General features: G+C 62.2%; 16 protein-coding genes. 9 read left to right on the forward strand and 7 right to left on the reverse strand.

The features are described 5' to 3' along the window. Nucleotides 1–45 precede the first annotated feature (45 nt). Both AB4Z25_RS10265 and AB4Z25_RS10270 read left to right on the forward strand, forming a co-directional pair. Entirely contained in the window at nucleotides 46–282 is a 237-nt protein-coding gene (locus AB4Z25_RS10265; protein ID WP_162698651.1) for a hypothetical protein, read from the forward strand. Between the two features lie 243 nt (nucleotides 283–525). Next, the gene (locus tag AB4Z25_RS10270; RefSeq protein WP_112537198.1) at nucleotides 526–1560 is read left to right on the forward strand and encodes a LacI family DNA-binding transcriptional regulator; all 1035 of its coding nucleotides are present in this window, start codon (nucleotides 526–528) and stop codon (nucleotides 1558–1560) included. A gap of 32 nt (nucleotides 1561–1592) precedes the next feature. On the opposite strand, the gene cysN is transcribed toward AB4Z25_RS10270, so the two are convergent. The 3 genes from cysN to AB4Z25_RS10285 all read right to left on the reverse strand — a co-directional run bounded on the left by cysN (nucleotide 1593) and on the right by AB4Z25_RS10285 (nucleotide 4887). Continuing rightward, nucleotides 1593–3074, reverse strand: a complete 1482-nt coding sequence (gene cysN / locus AB4Z25_RS10275; protein WP_112537199.1) for a sulfate adenylyltransferase subunit CysN — start codon at nucleotides 3072–3074, stop codon at nucleotides 1593–1595. A gap of 1 nt (nucleotide 3075) precedes the next feature. Then, nucleotides 3076–4029, reverse strand: coding sequence for a sulfate adenylyltransferase subunit CysD (gene cysD / locus AB4Z25_RS10280; RefSeq protein WP_112537200.1), 954 nt, complete (start codon nucleotides 4027–4029; stop codon nucleotides 3076–3078). A 114-nt stretch (nucleotides 4030–4143) separates the two neighbouring features. After that, complete coding sequence (locus AB4Z25_RS10285) at nucleotides 4144–4887, reverse strand: phosphoadenylyl-sulfate reductase (protein ID WP_112537201.1); 744 nt, start codon at nucleotides 4885–4887, stop codon at nucleotides 4144–4146. Nucleotides 4888–5307: 420 nt separating this feature from the next. Here AB4Z25_RS10285 and AB4Z25_RS10290 point away from each other — a divergent pair, with 420 nt between their 5' ends. Beyond that, on the forward strand, nucleotides 5308–5754 hold the full coding sequence (locus AB4Z25_RS10290) for an RrF2 family transcriptional regulator (protein ID WP_112537202.1): 447 nt from the start codon (nucleotides 5308–5310) through the stop codon (nucleotides 5752–5754). On the opposite strand, the gene AB4Z25_RS10295 is transcribed toward AB4Z25_RS10290, so the two are convergent. After that, complete coding sequence (locus AB4Z25_RS10295; protein WP_112537203.1) at nucleotides 5751–7100, reverse strand: chloride channel protein; 1350 nt, start codon at nucleotides 7098–7100, stop codon at nucleotides 5751–5753. The genes AB4Z25_RS10290 and AB4Z25_RS10295 overlap by 4 nt on opposite strands. Nucleotides 7101–7383: 283 nt before the next feature. Here AB4Z25_RS10295 and AB4Z25_RS10300 point away from each other — a divergent pair, with 283 nt between their 5' ends. Together AB4Z25_RS10300 and AB4Z25_RS10305 are read left to right on the forward strand one after the other, a co-directional pair. Further along, nucleotides 7384–7656, forward strand: coding sequence for a YlcI/YnfO family protein (locus tag AB4Z25_RS10300; protein WP_112537204.1), 273 nt, complete (start codon nucleotides 7384–7386; stop codon nucleotides 7654–7656). Then, a complete protein-coding gene (locus AB4Z25_RS10305) occupies nucleotides 7653–7952 on the forward strand; it encodes a type II toxin-antitoxin system RelE/ParE family toxin (protein WP_112537205.1) in 300 nt (99 codons plus the stop codon). The genes AB4Z25_RS10300 and AB4Z25_RS10305 overlap by 4 nt, the downstream gene beginning before the upstream one ends. 6 nt (nucleotides 7953–7958) lie before the next feature. On the opposite strand, the gene betA is transcribed toward AB4Z25_RS10305, so the two are convergent. The 3 genes from betA to betI all read right to left on the reverse strand — a co-directional run bounded on the left by betA (nucleotide 7959) and on the right by betI (nucleotide 11976). After that, the gene (betA, locus tag AB4Z25_RS10310) at nucleotides 7959–9611 is read right to left on the reverse strand and encodes a choline dehydrogenase (RefSeq protein ID WP_112537206.1); all 1653 of its coding nucleotides are present in this window, start codon (nucleotides 9609–9611) and stop codon (nucleotides 7959–7961) included. Between the two features lie 221 nt (nucleotides 9612–9832). Continuing rightward, nucleotides 9833–11296 (reverse strand): betaine-aldehyde dehydrogenase, encoded by a 1464-nt coding sequence (betB, locus tag AB4Z25_RS10315; protein WP_112518131.1) that lies wholly within the window; start codon nucleotides 11294–11296, stop codon nucleotides 9833–9835. A gap of 2 nt (nucleotides 11297–11298) precedes the next feature. Beyond that, nucleotides 11299–11976, reverse strand: coding sequence for a transcriptional regulator BetI (betI, locus tag AB4Z25_RS10320; protein WP_112518130.1), 678 nt, complete (start codon nucleotides 11974–11976; stop codon nucleotides 11299–11301). Between the two features lie 141 nt (nucleotides 11977–12117). Here betI and AB4Z25_RS10325 point away from each other — a divergent pair, with 141 nt between their 5' ends. From AB4Z25_RS10325 to AB4Z25_RS10340, 4 genes are all read left to right on the forward strand, one after another. Then, nucleotides 12118–12669 (forward strand): HdeD family acid-resistance protein, encoded by a 552-nt coding sequence (locus AB4Z25_RS10325; RefSeq protein ID WP_112537207.1) that lies wholly within the window; start codon nucleotides 12118–12120, stop codon nucleotides 12667–12669. 175 nt (nucleotides 12670–12844) lie between these two features. Next, nucleotides 12845–13087, forward strand: a complete 243-nt coding sequence (locus AB4Z25_RS10330) for a type II toxin-antitoxin system ParD family antitoxin (RefSeq protein WP_112386387.1) — start codon at nucleotides 12845–12847, stop codon at nucleotides 13085–13087. A gap of 154 nt (nucleotides 13088–13241) precedes the next feature. Next, nucleotides 13242–15047, forward strand: coding sequence for an EAL domain-containing protein (locus tag AB4Z25_RS10335; protein ID WP_112537208.1), 1806 nt, complete (start codon nucleotides 13242–13244; stop codon nucleotides 15045–15047). Nucleotides 15048–15124: 77 nt separating this feature from the next. Further along, complete coding sequence (locus AB4Z25_RS10340) at nucleotides 15125–16123, forward strand: NAD(P)H-quinone oxidoreductase (protein WP_112537209.1); 999 nt, start codon at nucleotides 15125–15127, stop codon at nucleotides 16121–16123. The last annotated feature ends 9 nt before the right edge of the window (nucleotides 16124–16132 follow it).

The following is a 16132-nucleotide window of genomic DNA, read 5'->3' on the forward strand; positions in this document are numbered from 1 at the left end:
TGGGCTTTTTTCTTTTGCGGCATCGCAGGTGCATAGACGATGAAAATGGATGGCGAGACATCGGTCGAGACGCTGGGCGAGCGCGCCTGCATCGACAGCAATGGCCTGCCGGTCAGGCTTTACGAGCGCCGCCATCTGATCGTCACGAATACCGCCGCCGGTATGCGCCGCTATCCCGGCGCCCGCTTCTGGTGCACGGGCGAGGGCGCTGCGGTGCGTCTCATCGACAGCTCGATGTTCGAAGTCGTCGATAGCGGCGAGCTGCTGGTCGTCATGGAATAGCGCGCCGCGCTCGTTCCCTCGAAACGCCGGATGACAAAAGGCTATTTTGCAGTCAATTTCCGCCTGCGGTGATCCGTCATAGGATATCCCGCGTAGAAGCATTTCAGCGCGAATTCCGCCTGCCCGGTTTTGCTACACCTTTCGTCGCAAAACGGAGAAGGGTTAGTGGACTCTAATTTAATTTCTCTTCACAAAGGTATGGCGAGTCGAAGGGGAGGCAGGTTCGCAGCGTGTAATGCCGGAATGGGGAATGCAGTGCCTGGTAGGGACAGTAAGCGCTTTGCGCATGTGAGATTGAGTGACGTTGCCAAGAAGGTGGGGGTCAGCCCTATCACCATTTCCCGGGCACTCCGCAATCCCGAAATCGTTTCCGAAGATTTGCGCCAGCTTATCCTGCGCACCGTCGATGAAATGGGCTACGTGCCCAACCTGGCCGCCCGGGCGCTTGCCAGCCGCCACAGCGGCGTTGTCGGCGTCATTACGCCTGCGCTTCATCAGCACGCCTTTACCGATATCATGACCGGCATCGAGGATCGCCTGCGGGCGACGGATCTGCGCGTGCAATATGCCAATACGCTCTATGATCCCGATCAGGAAGTGAGCCAGCTGAAATCTTTCCTGGCGCAGAAACCGGCGGGTATCATTGTTGCCGGTGCAGAATATTACGATGCCCTGGCGCCGCTGCTCAGCGCCGCCGCCTGTCCGGTTGCTCATATCGTCGATGTCAGCCAGAAGGCGGAGGGACTGGTGGCGGCTGTCGATCACTACGAGGCCGGCGCCGCCGCCACCCGCATGCTTCTGTCGAAGAATTACCGCCGCATCGCCTTTGTCGGATGCCGCCGCGATACCCGTCCGCGCCGCCGTTTCGAAGGCTATGCGGATGTGATGCGCCAGGCCGGGTATTTCGACGAGGCGCTCGTTGCAAGCTGCCTCGGGATGAACGGCATTGGCGCTGGACGCGAACTCTTCAGCAATCTGGTGGAAGCTGCACCCGATGTGGATGCGGTGTTCTGCCAGAACGACGATCTTGCCGTTGGTGCGCTTCTTGAATGCTGGACCCGCGGCCTGCGCGTTCCCGACGATATCGGCATCTGCGGCTTCAACGATCTCGACTACGCAGTCCACTGCGAGCCGGCGCTGACGACCGTCAGCATTCCGCGCTATCAGATGGGCCATCGCGTTGCCGATATGCTGCTGAATGCGGTCCGTGAGGAGGAGCCCGGCACCGCCCATATCGACTTCGGCTTCCAGGTCATCGAGCGCGGCTCGACCCGGTAAAGCAAAGGGGCCTTTCGGCCCCTTTTTTCGTCTCAGATATCGCTGGCGGCGTTCTTCCAGAGATCGGCGGCTTCCGCTGCCGTCATCCGCTGCACATGCGCCTCGTCACGGCGGCTGGCGAAGAGCTCGCTTGCCATGATCTGCTCGGCGAGATCGGCCGGAAGCGAGAGGATGACGCGAGCCTCGTTGCCATGCAGGCCGCTGACATCGCTGCGCTTGCCGCTGACCATGCCGCCGGCGATCGTGTTGTTGGTCTCCGGATCGATCAGGATGAACGATCCGGATGCGCGGTTCTGCTCATAGGGGTCGAAGATCGCTGCTTCGTCGAAGATCAGCCGCACCTTGCCGATGGCGTTCATGTAGAGACGCTCGGCCGGAGCCCAGGCGCCGCTCTTCAGCTCCAGCTGGGCGATCGGCTGCACCTGAACACGCTGGCGGCGGCTGCCGCTTTTCAGCCAGTAACGCTTGCCCGACTCGATACCCTCGGGCTGCAGCGCCACGATCTGGGCGTCAAAGTTCACGCCGGTCTGCGGCTGTGCGTCGATCGAGACGATCATGTCGCCGCGGGCAACGTCCACCTGGCGGTCGAGCACCAGCGTGATCGCATCGCCGGCAACGGCCGCATTGCGCACCAGATCGAAGGTGACGATCTTGGAGACATTGGCGACCATGCCCGACGGCAGGATCATGACGCTGTCACCCGGCTTCACCGAGCCGCCGGCGACCGTGCCCTGATAGCCGCGGAAGCTTTCACCGGGGCGCGAGACGCGCTGTACGGAGAAGCGGAAGCCGGTCGACTGGCCGGAGCGGACGCTTGCCAGTTCCAGCGTCTCGACCAGCGTCGGGCCGTTATACCAGGGCATTGCGGCCTGGCCGGAATAGACGACGTTCTCGCCCTTCAGCGCCGACATCGGGATCGCGGTGATCTGCTTGACGCCGAGCGACAGCGCGAATTCCTTGAATTCGTGGACGATCTTGTCGAAACCGGCCCGGTCGTAATTCGTCAGGTCGATCTTGTTGATGGCCAGCACGAACTGCCGGATCCCCATCAGCGAGGCGATCGTCGCGTGGCGGCGGGTCTGCTCGAGAATGCCAGCGCGGGCATCGACCAGCAGAACGGCGAGATCGGCGGTCGAGGCGCCGGTTGCCATGTTGCGGGTATACTGCTCGTGGCCGGGGGTGTCCGCAACGATGAAGGAGCGCTTGTCGGTCGAGAAATAGCGATAGGCAACATCGATGGTGATGCCCTGTTCGCGCTCGGCCTGCAGGCCATCCAGTAGCAATGCGAAGTCGGGCAGGCCGAGATCGTTCTGCTTGCCGGTGGAATCGCGCTGCAGCGTTGCCGCCTGGTCTTCCTTGACTGCCTTGGTGTCCCAAAGCAGGCGGCCGATCAGCGTCGACTTTCCGTCATCGACAGAGCCGCAGGTGATGAGGCGCAACGGCCGCGTATCGCGCACGGCCGCAACAGGCTCGGCTGCGGGGGCGACGGCGTTGGCGAGGTTTGCTGCGGTCATCTCAGAAATATCCTTCACGCTTCTTCTTTTCCATGGAGCCGGACTGATCCCGGTCGATGGCGCGGCCCTGGCGTTCGGAAACCGTGGCGATCTCCAGCTCCGCGATGATGTCTTCAAGGGTGGTGGCCGTCGAGCGGATCGCGCCCGTCAGCGGGAAGCAGCCGAGCGTGCGGAAACGGATCGAATCCTCCTGCTTGACTTCGCCGGGCAAAAGCTCGAGCCGCGGATCGGTCGCATCGATCATCATGCCGTCGCGCTCGACGAACGGGCGCCTGGCGGCGAAATAGAGCGGCACGATCGGGATCTGCTCGGCCTGGATGTAGCGCCAGATATCGACTTCGGTCCAGTTCGACAGCGGGAAGGCGCGAACGCTTTCGCCCTGGCGGATCTGGCCGTTATAGATGTTCCAGAGCTCGGGGCGTTGGTTGCGCGGATCCCAGCGGTGGTCGGGCGTACGGAACGAGTAGATGCGTTCCTTGGCGCGGCTGGCTTCCTCGTCGCGGCGCGCGCCGCCGAAGGCAGCGTCGAACTTGCCGGCGTCGAGCGCATTGCGCAGCGCTTCCGTCTTCATGATGTCGGTATAGCGGGCCGAGCCATAGGTGAACGGCGTGATGTTTTCGGCCGCACCGCGCGGATTGATGTGCTCGATCAGGTCGAGATCATATTCCTTCACGATCTTGTCGCGGAAGGTGATCATCTCCGCGAACTTCCAGCCGGTGTTGACGTGCAGCAGCGGGAAGGGGACGCGGCCCGGATAGAAGGCCTTGCGCGCCAGATGCAGCAGGACGGACGAGTCCTTGCCGATCGAATAGAGCATGACGGGGCGTTCGAACTCGGCGGCGACCTCACGGAAGATATGGATCGCTTCGTTTTCCAGTGCCTTCAGATGCGGATCGAGCGGCGGCTTTCTGCTCTGCGGATTGCTGAGTTCCGTATCCTGACGGGTATCGGGCATGTGTTACTCCAGACTTCTCACTCATTGCCGGACGGGAGGTTGCCGCAATGAAATCTCGTGACACCTGGCTTCCGGTTGGCGGCGGTGGCCGCATCTGATCCGGAAACCGGCAGGTTATTGTTGGGCCGGGATCGCCGATGCTTCCTCGGCAACATGCAACCCGCATTCGCGCTTCTCATCCTGTTCCCACCACCAACGGCCGGCGCGCTCGGGCTCGCCGGGCTTGATGGCGCGGGTGCAGGGCTCGCAGCCTATCGATGGGTAGCCACGGGCATGCAGAGGGTTCACCGGCACGCTGTTATCGGCGACATAGGCCTTGATCACGTCGATATCCCAGTCGGCCAGCGGATTGACCTTCAGGAGATGGCGCTCGGCGTCATATTCGGCAAAGGGCGTATCGGCGCGATTGCTCGATTGGCCGCGGCGCAGGCCGGTGATCCAGATGGTTGCCCCATTGAGTGCGCGCGCAAGCGGCTTCAGCTTGCGCACGCCACAACAGGCATGCCTGGCTTCGACGCTCTCGTAGAAGCCGTTCAGGCCGTATTTCGCCGCATAGGCGTCGATATCGGCCTGTTCGGGCTCGTAGCGGGAAATCTTGATATCGTACTGGCTTTCGGTCTCGTCGATCAGCGAAAGCGTTTCCGGAAAGAGGCGTCCGGTCTGCAGCGTCACGACGTCGATCGGCAGGCGGTGATTGCCGATTTCGGCGGTGATCACCTGGTCCTCGATGCCGAGCGAGGTCGTGAAGACCACGCGGCCGCCGAGACCGGCGACAAAGGCCAGCCTTCCGGCGAGGTCGAGAGATGCGAGCTTCGCATTCAGCGCCTCGGCCTCTTCGATTGTATGGATAACAGTCATGGCAATCCTGTCCTCAAGTTGGCCGGAGTATCGCAGCAACAGGATGGGTCGGACAGAAAAAGGGATTTCGAAAGCAGCATAAGCAGGAGCAAATATCTCTCCTAAGCTGCCGCAATGCAGAAAAGCAGCCGCCCCGGCGTCAAAACTCCGTCGGGCAACTCAATCTCTAGTGATTTAGTAGAGTTACACGCCGCCTGTCAATTCGAAATCTGAAGTGATGCGCGAAAACGTGCGAAAGGCGCAATTTTGACGTAGAATTACGCCCATTGGCCGAGGTTCAAAAACAAGGCCAAAATGCTTGTATCTCAAGGCTTTTGCCGGCACGTTCAAATTCCGTTCATGCTGGCTGTGCCATAGGGGAAAAGCAAAGCTTGAAAAGCGGCAGGGCTCAAGGGCCGCTGGTGTGTGTGACGGTCTAAAATGATTACGCAGAAAGCAAAATATGCGCTCCGGGCGCTGACGGTGCTGGCCGAGGCCGACGCCCGCGAACCGGTGATGATCTCGGACATTGCTGCACAGCAGAAAATCCCGAAAAAGTTCCTTGAGCAGATCCTTCTCGACCTGAAACACCAGGGCATCGTCGCCAGCCGCCGCGGCAAGGCAGGCGGCTATCTGCTCTTGAAGCCCGCCGACATGATCACCTTCGGCGAGATCCTGCGCATCATCGACGGCCCGATCGCGCCGCTCCCCTGCCTGTCGATCACCGCCTACCGCAAATGCGACGACTGCGACGGCGAACAAAACTGCGAAATCCGCCACGTCTTCGCCAAGGTCGCCGACGCCACCCGCAAGGTGTTGTTCTCGACAACGATCGCCGACGCCGTCGCCCCCGCCAAGGGTGCTGAAGTCACGCGGCTTCTCGCTTAGCCAGCAACCTCTTCCTTCTCGATCGCCCGCCGCGCCCGGATGGCTGCGGCGATGAACACGCGTGACAGGCCGTGATAAAGCGGTTCGCGCGAGAGAATGCGTGATGTCACGTAGCCGATCATCGATACCGCCATGATCGGGATGACGGCCTGGTGGTCGCCGGTCATTTCGAGAATGATGACGAAGGCTGTCATCGGCGCCTGCACGACGCCGGCGAAATATCCGGCCATGCCGAGGATCGCCGCCAGCGCGATGCTGGTGCCGAGAGCCGATCCGACCGTGCTGCCGAAACCGGCGCCGACCGCAAGCGACGGCGCGAAGATGCCGCCGGGAATCCCTGAAAGCATCGACAGGAAGCTGGCGGCCAGTTTCTCGACGAAGAACAGCAGCGGCAGCGCATGTCCCTCGACGGCGCCGCGGGCCTGCTCGTAGCCGGTGCCGAAGGTGGTGCCGCCGGAGAGGATGCCGATCACGGCGATCGCCAGTCCGCAGGTGCCGGCCAGCACGAGCATGCGCTTCAAGGGTTGCGGTTGCGCCCAGCGGCGGATCTTCTGGCCGAAATGCAGGGCAAAGCCGCTGAAGGCAGCACCCAGCGCCCCGCCGCCGATGCCGCAGACGAGCACGAGGCCCCAGTCGCGCAATTGCGTTGGCGCAACAGAGGCTTCGCCGAAATAGTTGTAGCTGCCCGCCAGCCCGAGGGCCGCGAGACCGGAGAGGATGACGGCGGTCAGCACCAGCCCGTTGGCCCGCGCTTCATAGGTGCGGCTCATCTCCTCGATGGCAAAGACGATACCGGCAAGCGGCGTGTTGAAAGCGGCTGCAATGCCTGCCGCCGAACCCGCGAGGATCAGCCCGCGCGCCTGCGCCATACCGCCGAAGCGGGCAACCGCAAGCATGATCGATGCACCCACCTGTACCGTCGGCCCCTCGCGGCCGATCGAGGCGCCGGAAAACAGCCCGAGTACTGTCAGCACGATCTTGCCGAAGGCAATCCGGAGCGACAGCAGCCGCGTCCGGTCGTCCTCTTCGCGCAGATGCCGGGCGGCTATCGCCTGCGGAATGCCGCTGCCCTGCGAATTCGGAAACAGCGTGGCCGCCAGATAGGCCGACAGCATGAAGATGGCGGGCGTCAGGGCGAGCGGCAGCAGGAAGGCCCATTCACCCGAGGATGTCAGGCTGCCGAACGCCTTCTGCGCCAGATCGGCGAGCTTGGCGAAGCCGACGCTGATCACCCCGATCGCCAGGGCGCCGCACCAGAACACCAGCCGCGGCCGCCAGAGCGAAAAGGATCCCCAGAACACTCGGGAACGGCGGAGCAGCTTGGAATTGCGATAGGAGGCGGGCATGGGGGACTCTGGCACGTGATGGGGGCTTAATCTTCTAGTCTCAATCGGCGCGAAAGATCACCCCTTGTTTCAACATTTGGTGAAATACCGTCCGGAGCCCGGGCGCCGCGCCACTTGCCCCTTGACGCAACAGGGTAGGGCCCGTGATAGCCAATTTTTGCTTCGGTCTCCTCGTCGCCGGAATTGCGAGTCCTTCCGCAGTGCGATCGGTCGGTTTCCTCCAGTTGATTCTGAACTTTAAGTTTGGCATCATGCATCGCAAATGCAACGCATGGAGAAACCCATGAAAACCGCAACATTGCCGTCCCTGCGCGTCGATCCCGAATTGCGCGCAGCCGCCGAAAGCGTGCTGAGGGAAGGGGAGACGCTGTCGGCGCTGATGGAAGATTCGCTGCGGCGTCAGGTTAATTTCCGCAGGACGCAGGCGGAATTCATCGCGCGCGGCCTGTTTTCGCGTGAGGAATCAAAGCGCACCGGCATCTATCACGATGCGGATGACGTTCACGCCAGGCTCAAGGCAAAGCTTGAAGCGGCGGTGGCCAAAGACAAGCAATGACGTACCGTCTGCGTTACTCCGATCACGCACTTCACGACATAGACCGGCTTTACGATTACCTGCTCGTCCACGACCGCGAGATCGCAAGACGAGCATACGAGGCAATCATAAAGGCAGCGGAAGTTCTGCGCGAATTTCCGTTCACGGGCCGCAAGCTCTCAAGCGAGGACAGTCTTCTTCGGGAAATGCTCGTGCCATTCGGTTCGTCGGGTTACGTCATGCTCTTCGAAATCGAAGACGCCGAGACGGTGACCATTCTGGCCATCCGCCACCAGCGCGAAGACGACTACCACTAACCCCTATTACCTGTCGCTCACCGCCCAGCGCGGGTTCACCCACGGCTCCTGGTTCGACCGCGGCAGCGGCTGCTTGCCGAGAATATGATCGGCTGCCTTCTCCCCGGTCATGATCGACGGGCCGTTGAGGTTGCCGTAGGTCACGTGGGGGAAGATCGAGCTGTCGGCGACGCGCAGGCCATCGACGCCGATGACGCGGGTTTCGGCGTCGACGACGGCCATCGGGTCGTCCTTGGCGCCCATCTTGCAGGTGCCGCAGGGGTGGTAGGCGCTTTCCAGGTGCTCGCGCAGGAAGGCGTCGATCTCGTCGTCGGTCTGTACGCTCTCGCCCGGCTGGATCTCCGGGCCGCGATACTGGTCAAAGGCCTGCTGGCCGAAGATCTCGCGGGTCAGGCGCACGCAATGGCGGAACTTTTCCCAGTCCTCGGCATGGCTCATATAGTTGAACTGGATGACCGGGTCGGCCTTCGGATCGGACGAGCGCAGCGTCACGTTACCGCGCGACTTGGAGAGATTGTAGCCGACATGCACCTGGAAACCGTGGCTCTTGGCCGCTGCCTTGCCGTCATAGCTGATGGCCACAGGAAGGAAGTGATACTGGATATCGGGCTGCTTGACGCCCGGGCCTGAGCGCAGGAAGGCGCAGGCCTCGAACTGGTTGGAGGTGCCCAACCCTGATTTGGTGAACATCCACTGCGCACCGGCAACCCCCTGCCAGAACCACGGCAGCCAGGAATAGAGCGACACCGGCTTGGTCGAGACCTGCTGGAAATAGAATTCCATGTGGTCCTGCAGATTGGCGCCGACGCCGGGGCGGTCGGCCTTCACCTCGATGCCCATCTCCTGCAAATGCGCGCCGGGGCCGATGCCGGAGAGCATCAGCAGCTTCGGCGAATTGAAGGAGGAGGCCGAGACGATCACTTCGCGGTTCGCCTTGATCACCTCGACAGCGTTACCGCGCTCGATCTCGACGCCGGTGGCCCGGCCGTTCTCGATCACCACCTTGCGGGCGAGACCATAGATGAGCTTGACGTTCGGCCGCTTCAGCGCCGGCTTCAGATAGGCTGATGCAGCCGACCAGCGGCGGCCCTGGAAGATCGTCTGTTCCATCAGCCCGAAGCCTTCCTGCTTCGAGCCGTTGTAATCCTCCGTCGTCTCGAACCCTGCCTGCTTGCCGGCCTCGACGAAGGCCTGGAACAGCGGGTTGCGGAACACGCCGCGCTGCACATGCAGCGGCCCGTCGGTGCCGCGCCAGCCTTCCTCGCCGCCATGGCTGTGTTCCATGCGCTTGAAGTAGGGGAGAACGTCGGCATAGGCCCATCCGCGAGCGCCAAGCTCTTCCCAGCGGTTATAGTCCTCGGCGTGGCCGCGGACATAGACCATGCCGTTGATCGAGGAGGAACCGCCGATCACCTTGCCGCGCGGCGCGGTGATGCGCCGGTTGTTGAGGTTGGGTTCCGGCTCGGAGAGATAACCCCAGTTATAGCGCTTCATGCTCATTGGCCAGGCAAGGGCTGCCGGCATCTGGATGAACGGCCCGAAATCCGATCCGCCGGCCTCGATGACGATGACGGAATTCTTACCGTCTTCGGAGAGACGGTAGGCGAGGGCGGAACCTGCCGAGCCGGAGCCGATGATGACGAAATCTGCTTGCTGCATCTCAATATGCTCCAGCTGCAATATTCAGGTTGTGCCGTGGCCGCCCCCTCTGGCCTGCCGGCCATCTCCCCCACGGGTGGGGAGATTGGCTGGGCGCGGCCGCTCGCTCGACCTCTCACGCTTGGCGGGGAGCCAAATACCTGCGGATCTCCCCCCGTGTGGGGGAGATGGCCGGCAGGCCAGAGGGGGGCGAACTTGCTCAGGGGCTAGCGGTTAATGTCTCAATAAGGCGCCTGCACCGGCCCCATGCCGACATAGACGGTCTTCAGTTCGGAATAGTGCTCCAGCGCCGCTGCCGAGTTTTCACGGCCGAAGCCGGATTGCTTGGAGCCGCCGAAGGGGATTTCGACCGGGCAGAGGTTGTAGGTGTTGATCCACAATGTGCCGGCTTCCAGTTGGTCGACGACGCGGTGGGCGCGGGTCATGTCAGCGGTGAACACGCCGCCGGAGAGGCCGAACTCGGTGGCATTGGCGCGGGCGAGTACCTCGGCCTCGTCGTCGAAATCGAGCACGCACATGACAGGCCCGAAGATTTCCTCGCGGGCGATCGTCATGCCGTCGGTGACATCGGCAAACACCGTCGGCTGCACGTAGTAGCCTTCGCCCGCGACATTGTTCGGAATGCCGCCGCCGGTGAGCAGCGTCGCGCCCTCGGCCTTGCCCTTCTCGATATAGTCGAGCACTTTCTCCCGCTGCGCCCAGGAGACCATCGGCCCGAACTGCGTGGCCTCGTCCATCGGGTCGCCGATCGCAATCGCCTCGGTGCGGCTCTTCAGGCGCGCCAGGAATTCGCCCTTGATCTTCTTCTGCACGAAGACGCGCGTGCCGTTCGAGCAGACCTGGCCGGTGGAATAGAAATTGCCGAGCATGGCGCCGCCGATTGCGCTGTCGATATCGGCGTCGTCGAAGACGATGATCGGCGACTTGCCGCCGAGTTCCATCGTCACATGCTTCAGATGGCTGGCCGCCGATGCCGCGACCTTGCGGCCCGTCGGCACAGAGCCGGTGAGCGAAACCTTGGCAACGTCGGGGTGATTGACCAGCAGCGGGCCGGTGTCGCGGTCGCCCTGGATCACGTTGTAGAGACCCTTGGGAAGCCCGGCTTCCAGCAGGATTTCGGCGATCTTCAGCGCGCCGAGCGGGGTGTTCTCCGATGGCTTGAAGACCATCGCGTTACCGGCGATCAGCGCCGGTGCGCCCTTCCAGCAGGCGATCTGCTGCGGATAGTTCCAGGCGCCGATACCGACACAGACGCCGAGCGGCACGCGCTTGGTATAGGCAAAGTCGCCGCCGAGCGGGATATAGGAGCCGTTCAGCGCTGTCGCCGCAATGCCGCCGAAGAACTCGAAGCTGTCGGCGCCCGAGGTCGGGTCGGCGACGATGGTTTCCTGGATCGGCTTGCCGGTATCGAGCGTCTCGAGTTCGGAGAGTTCGCGGTTGCGCTCGCGCATGATCTCGGCCGCCCGCTTCAGGATACGGCCGCGCGCCGTCGGGCTCATCGCCGCCCATTCCGGCTGGGCGCGCTTGGCAGCGGCGATCGCCTTCTCGACGATCGCAGGCGTTGCCGCATGCAGCCGGGCGATGACTTCGCCGGTCGCCGGATAGATGCTCTCGATCACGCTGCCCGCGTCATCCTCGACATATTCGCCGTCGATGAAATGCGATGCTTTCGGCTGGGCTTTCATGGTCACTTGTCCTTGGGCTCGTGGTGTTCGTCCCTTCTCCCCTCGGGGAGAAGGTGGCTCGCAGGGCTCAGGTGCAAAAGTTGCACCGGGGATGAGGGGGCGGCGGTCGCCAGCAGCGCGTTCACATAATCCTCCGTCAGCCCGATCGAAGCCTCGATACTGATCGGTGCCGATTTCAGACTTTGGCGGATATAGAGCCCGTCGATCATCGCCGCAGCGCCTTCGGCGATGCGTTCTGCGGCATCGGCAGGGCAGAGGGGCTTCAGGTTGGCGAGCAGGTTGGAGCGCAGCCGCCGCGCATAGATGACGAGGAAGCGGCGCGTCTCCTCCGAACTCTGCGCCTCGGCGTAGAAGGCGAGCCAGGCGGCAATCGTCTCGGGCGCGAACTGATCGGCCTGGAAGCTGACGCGGATCACCGCGGAGAGCTTTTCGCGCGGCGTAGCGGCCGCCTTCAGCGCTGTCACCGCGTCGTTGCGCAACTGGCGTAGAAGCGAGCGGACCGTCTCGATCAGCAGCTGTTCCTTGCTGCCGAAATAGTGGTGGGCAAGGGCTGGGGACACGCCAGCCTGCCGGGCGATTTCGGACATGGTGACGGTCAGCGAGCCGTGATCCCCGATCACGCGCAGCGCGGCATCGACAAGCGCCTTGCGGCGCACGGGTTCCATTCCGACCTTCGGCATGATGTCCAGCTTTCCAGATTGGCAGCACCTTATTTTTGATTGACTGACCAATCAATAAAAATCTTTCGTGGTCTCGTCTTGAGCGTCAGGCCTTTCCGGATTGCAATGCTGCAGCATATCAACCGGAACAGGAGGTGCGTCATGGCAAGCGTCTTGGGAATGCCGTCTTCGTCCCTGCAGCCGAAATGGATGTGGTTCGCCGGGCTCGGCGTGTTGCTGATGATCTGCGGCGTCATCGCCTTCGTAAACCTGTTCGTCGCCACCGTCGCCTCGGTTTATTATGTCGGCATGCTGATGCTGGCAGGCGGCATCGTCTATCTCGCCCATACCTTTCAGGTGCGGGGCTGGGATCACATTCTCTTCTGGGTTCTGAGTGGCCTACTCTATGTGCTGGCCGGCGTCTTCGCCTTCATCAACCCGATCCTGGCCTCGGCGGCGCTGACGCTGTTTCTTGCCGTCGCCCTGATCATCGCCGGGGTCTTCCGCGTCTTCATCGGCCGCCGAATGAAACCGGTGAAGGGCTGGGGCTGGATCGTCGCCAGCGGCGTCGTCACCGCGCTTGCCGGCTTCGTCATTGCGCTTGGCTGGCCGGTCAACAGCCTCTGGGTCCTCGGGCTCTTCCTCGCTGCCGACCTTTTGCTGCAGGGCTCCACCATGCTCGCTTTCGGCCTGGCGCTGCGGCGGAGTTTATGACCGTAATCCACAGGCCCGATCACGGATTATTTCTTTTTTTGACAAGCATATGACGCAGGTCTAAAATTAACGCATACCAAGGCAGCGGCGATTGGACAGCCGGTAAGAATGCCAAGAATGGTCATGCGTCCCCCGTTGGGCAGGTTCTGCCCGGCAAAACGAAGGGAGGAATTTCATGCCGATGGTCACAGTTTCCATATCACCGGTACAGGCAGCAGGCATCCGTGATGCCGTCGATAGCGGCGGTTATGCATCGAGCAGCGAAGTGGTCCGCGAGGCCTTGCGTCTATGGGATGCCGCCCGCAAGCTCGGCGAATACAAGGACGAAATTCTCGATGGCGAAGGCCATGCGGGGAGCGGCCGCTGCGTGGCCGACATGTTCGCGGATCACGAAGCGGTCCGCCGCCGGTCTGCATAGCTAAGCGGCTGATAAAATAAGAGAAAGCTGAAATGTTTTGTGGGCGCCACGGGCGCCTGCAGCTTTCACAAAAGTTTCACATTGGCGAAAGGGTTCGTTGACCCTTCTCCTCCATCTTCGCTGTGAAAAAGAAGACTTCACAGTGGAGATTGGCATGTCTTTGACTGCCGCCGTCGCGCCCGGCGTCGTTCGTCGCTATGCCAGCGATCAGATCGTGACGCTTGCAAAGCTTGTCGTAGAAAACGCCTTCCAGCCGATCGTAGAGGCCGGAACCGGAACGGTATTCGGCTATGAATCCCTCATGCGCGGGCAGGAGCGCATCGGCTTCGATTCCCCGATAGAAATCCTCGACGAGGCCTTTCGCGCCAATCAGCTGCTGCCGCTGGAGCAGATGGTCGCCAGCCGTGCGCTCGCCAAGTTCGCCACCCTCGGCAACTACGCCACCTCGACACTTTTCCTCAATCTGGATGTCCGCCTGATCCCGCATGGCGACCGGCTGATCGAAAACCTGCTGCAGCAGTTGAAGGCTGCAAACCTGCCGCCGTCCTCCGTCTGTTTCGAGTTTTCCGAGCGTTTCGACAACACCAGCGTGCCGGAATTCGAGGCGCTGGTCTCCAAGCTGCGCCGCACCGGCTTCAAGCTGGCGATCGATGATTTCGGCGTCGGCCACGGCGAGATGAAGCTGCTCTGCGACTATGCCGTCGATTACCTGAAAATCGACCGGCATTTCGTCGCCGATATCGACAGCAAGCCGCGCAAGCGCCATCTCCTGAAGAACATCGTCAACATCGCCCATGTTCTCGGCACCCGCGTCATCGCCGAGGGCATCGAGACCGAAGCCGAATTTCTGGCTTGCCGCGAATATGGCGTCGATCTCGTCCAGGGCTGGTTCATCGCCCGCCCGACGACGCATATTTCCGAGCTCGTTCCGGCCTTCCCCCATCTGCAGGATCTTGGCAAGAGCAAGCGCAACACCCAGTCGCTCGACGAAATCCTGATCCGCAAGCAGATCGAAATGCTGCCGACGGTGTTCGAAAACGACAGCATCGATACGGTCTTCGAACTCTTCCGCCGCAATCCGCGCCAGGCCTTTTTCCCGGTACTGAACGCCAATGGCGAGCCGCGCGGCATCATCCACGAGCATCATCTCAAGCAGTATATCTACCATCCGTTCGGCCGAGACCTGCTGAAAAACAAGATGTACGAGCGCACCATCTCGCAATTCGTCGAGATCGCCCCGATCGTCAGCCTCGACAGCGATGCCGAACGGCTGATGTCGATCTTCGCCAATATGGAAGGCAGCAACTGCCTGATCCTGACGGACAACATGCGCTATGCCGGCGTCGTCTCCGCCGCATCGCTGATCAAGGTGATCAACGAGAAGCAGCTGAAGATCGCCCAGGACCAGAACCCGCTGACCGGCCTGCCGGGCAACCACGCGATCCGCGATTTCATGCGCCAGTCCGGCCGCGACGGCGATGACGTCAGGCATTTCTGCTATTGCGACTTCGACAATTTCAAGCCGTTCAACGATGCCTATGGCTTCCATCTCGGCGACCACGCGATCTCGCTGTTTGCCGCCTTGATGCGCCGCTACTTCTTCGCCGAGCGCCACTTCCTCGGCCATGTCGGCGGCGACGATTTCTTCATCGGCGTCGTCGGCTGGACCCAGGCCGAGCTTCGCGAAATCCTCGATCGGCTGATCAGCGATTTCCATGAGGACGTGCTGGCTCTCTATTCTGATCAGGATCGCGCCAAGGGCAGCATCCGCGGCCACGACCGGTCGGGCGCTGAGGCGCTGTTCCCGCTGATGCGCTGCTCGATCGGCGTGCTGGAATTGCCCGACGGCCTCGTCATCGACGATATCAACCGCGTCGGCACCGAGATCGCCCAGGTCAAGGCGCATGCCAAGGAAAGCATCGACGGTCTGGTCTTCAATCATCTGGGCGAGGCGAATTGACGCCTTTGCCACTTCCCGCCTTTCCAAGGCGGCAGGGCTGAATTATCTCCTGTGCTTTCGGAATGAGGAGATCGGATATGCCCCTGCCGTCGACCATGCGCTACGTCGATCTTCCAACCTTCGGCGCCCCCGAGGCGATGAAGATCGCCAGCGGTCCGCTGCCGGTTCCGGGTGAGGGGCAGATCCTGGTGAAGACGCTGGCCATCGGCGTAAACCGCCCTGACGTGGCGCAGCGCCAGGGCACCTATCCGGCGCCGAAGGGCGCCAGCCCGATCCTCGGCCTCGAGCTTGCAGGCGAAGTCGCCGCCATCGGCCCTGGCGTCTCTGGCTACACTGTCGGCGACAAGGTCTGCGGTCTCGCCAATGGCGGCGCCTATGCCGAATATTGCCTGCTTCCGGCCGGTCAGACGCTGCCGTTCCCGAAAGGCTACGACGCGGTCAAGGCCGCCGCCCTGCCGGAGACCTTCTTCACCGTCTGGGCCAATCTCTTCCAGATGGCGGGCCTGACCGAAGGCGAGAGCGTGCTCATCCACGGCGGCTCCAGCGGTATCGGCACGACGGCGATCCAGCTCGCCAAAGCCTTCGGCGCCGCCGTTTACGCGACCGCCGGTTCGGCCGATAAATGCGACGCCTGCGTCAGGCTCGGAGCCACCAGGGCGATCAACTACAAGACCGAGGATTTCGCCGAAGTCATCATGGCGGAAACCGCGGGCGAGGGCGTCGATATCGTCCTCGACATGATCGGCGCCGCCTATTTCGAGAAGAACATCGCCTCGCTGGCGAAAGACGGCTGCCTGTCGATCATCGCCTTCCTCGGCGGTGCGGTGGCTGAAAAGGTCAACCTGGCACCCATCATGGTTAAGCGCCTGACGGTTACCGGCTCGACCATGCGCCCGCGCACCGCCGAAGAGAAGCGCGCCATCCGCGACGATCTCCTCTCCCAGGTCTGGCCGCTGCTTGAAGCCGGGACGGTCTCCCCGGTCATTGACAAGGTTTTCGCGTTCGACGACGTCGCCGAGGCGCATCGGCTGATGGAGACGAGTTCTCACATCGGCAAGATCATGCTGAAGGTCTGAGTCCTATCC

This window comes from Rhizobium sp. RAF36, from assembly GCF_052114105.1.
Classification (GTDB): Bacteria; Pseudomonadota; Alphaproteobacteria; order Rhizobiales; family Rhizobiaceae; genus Rhizobium.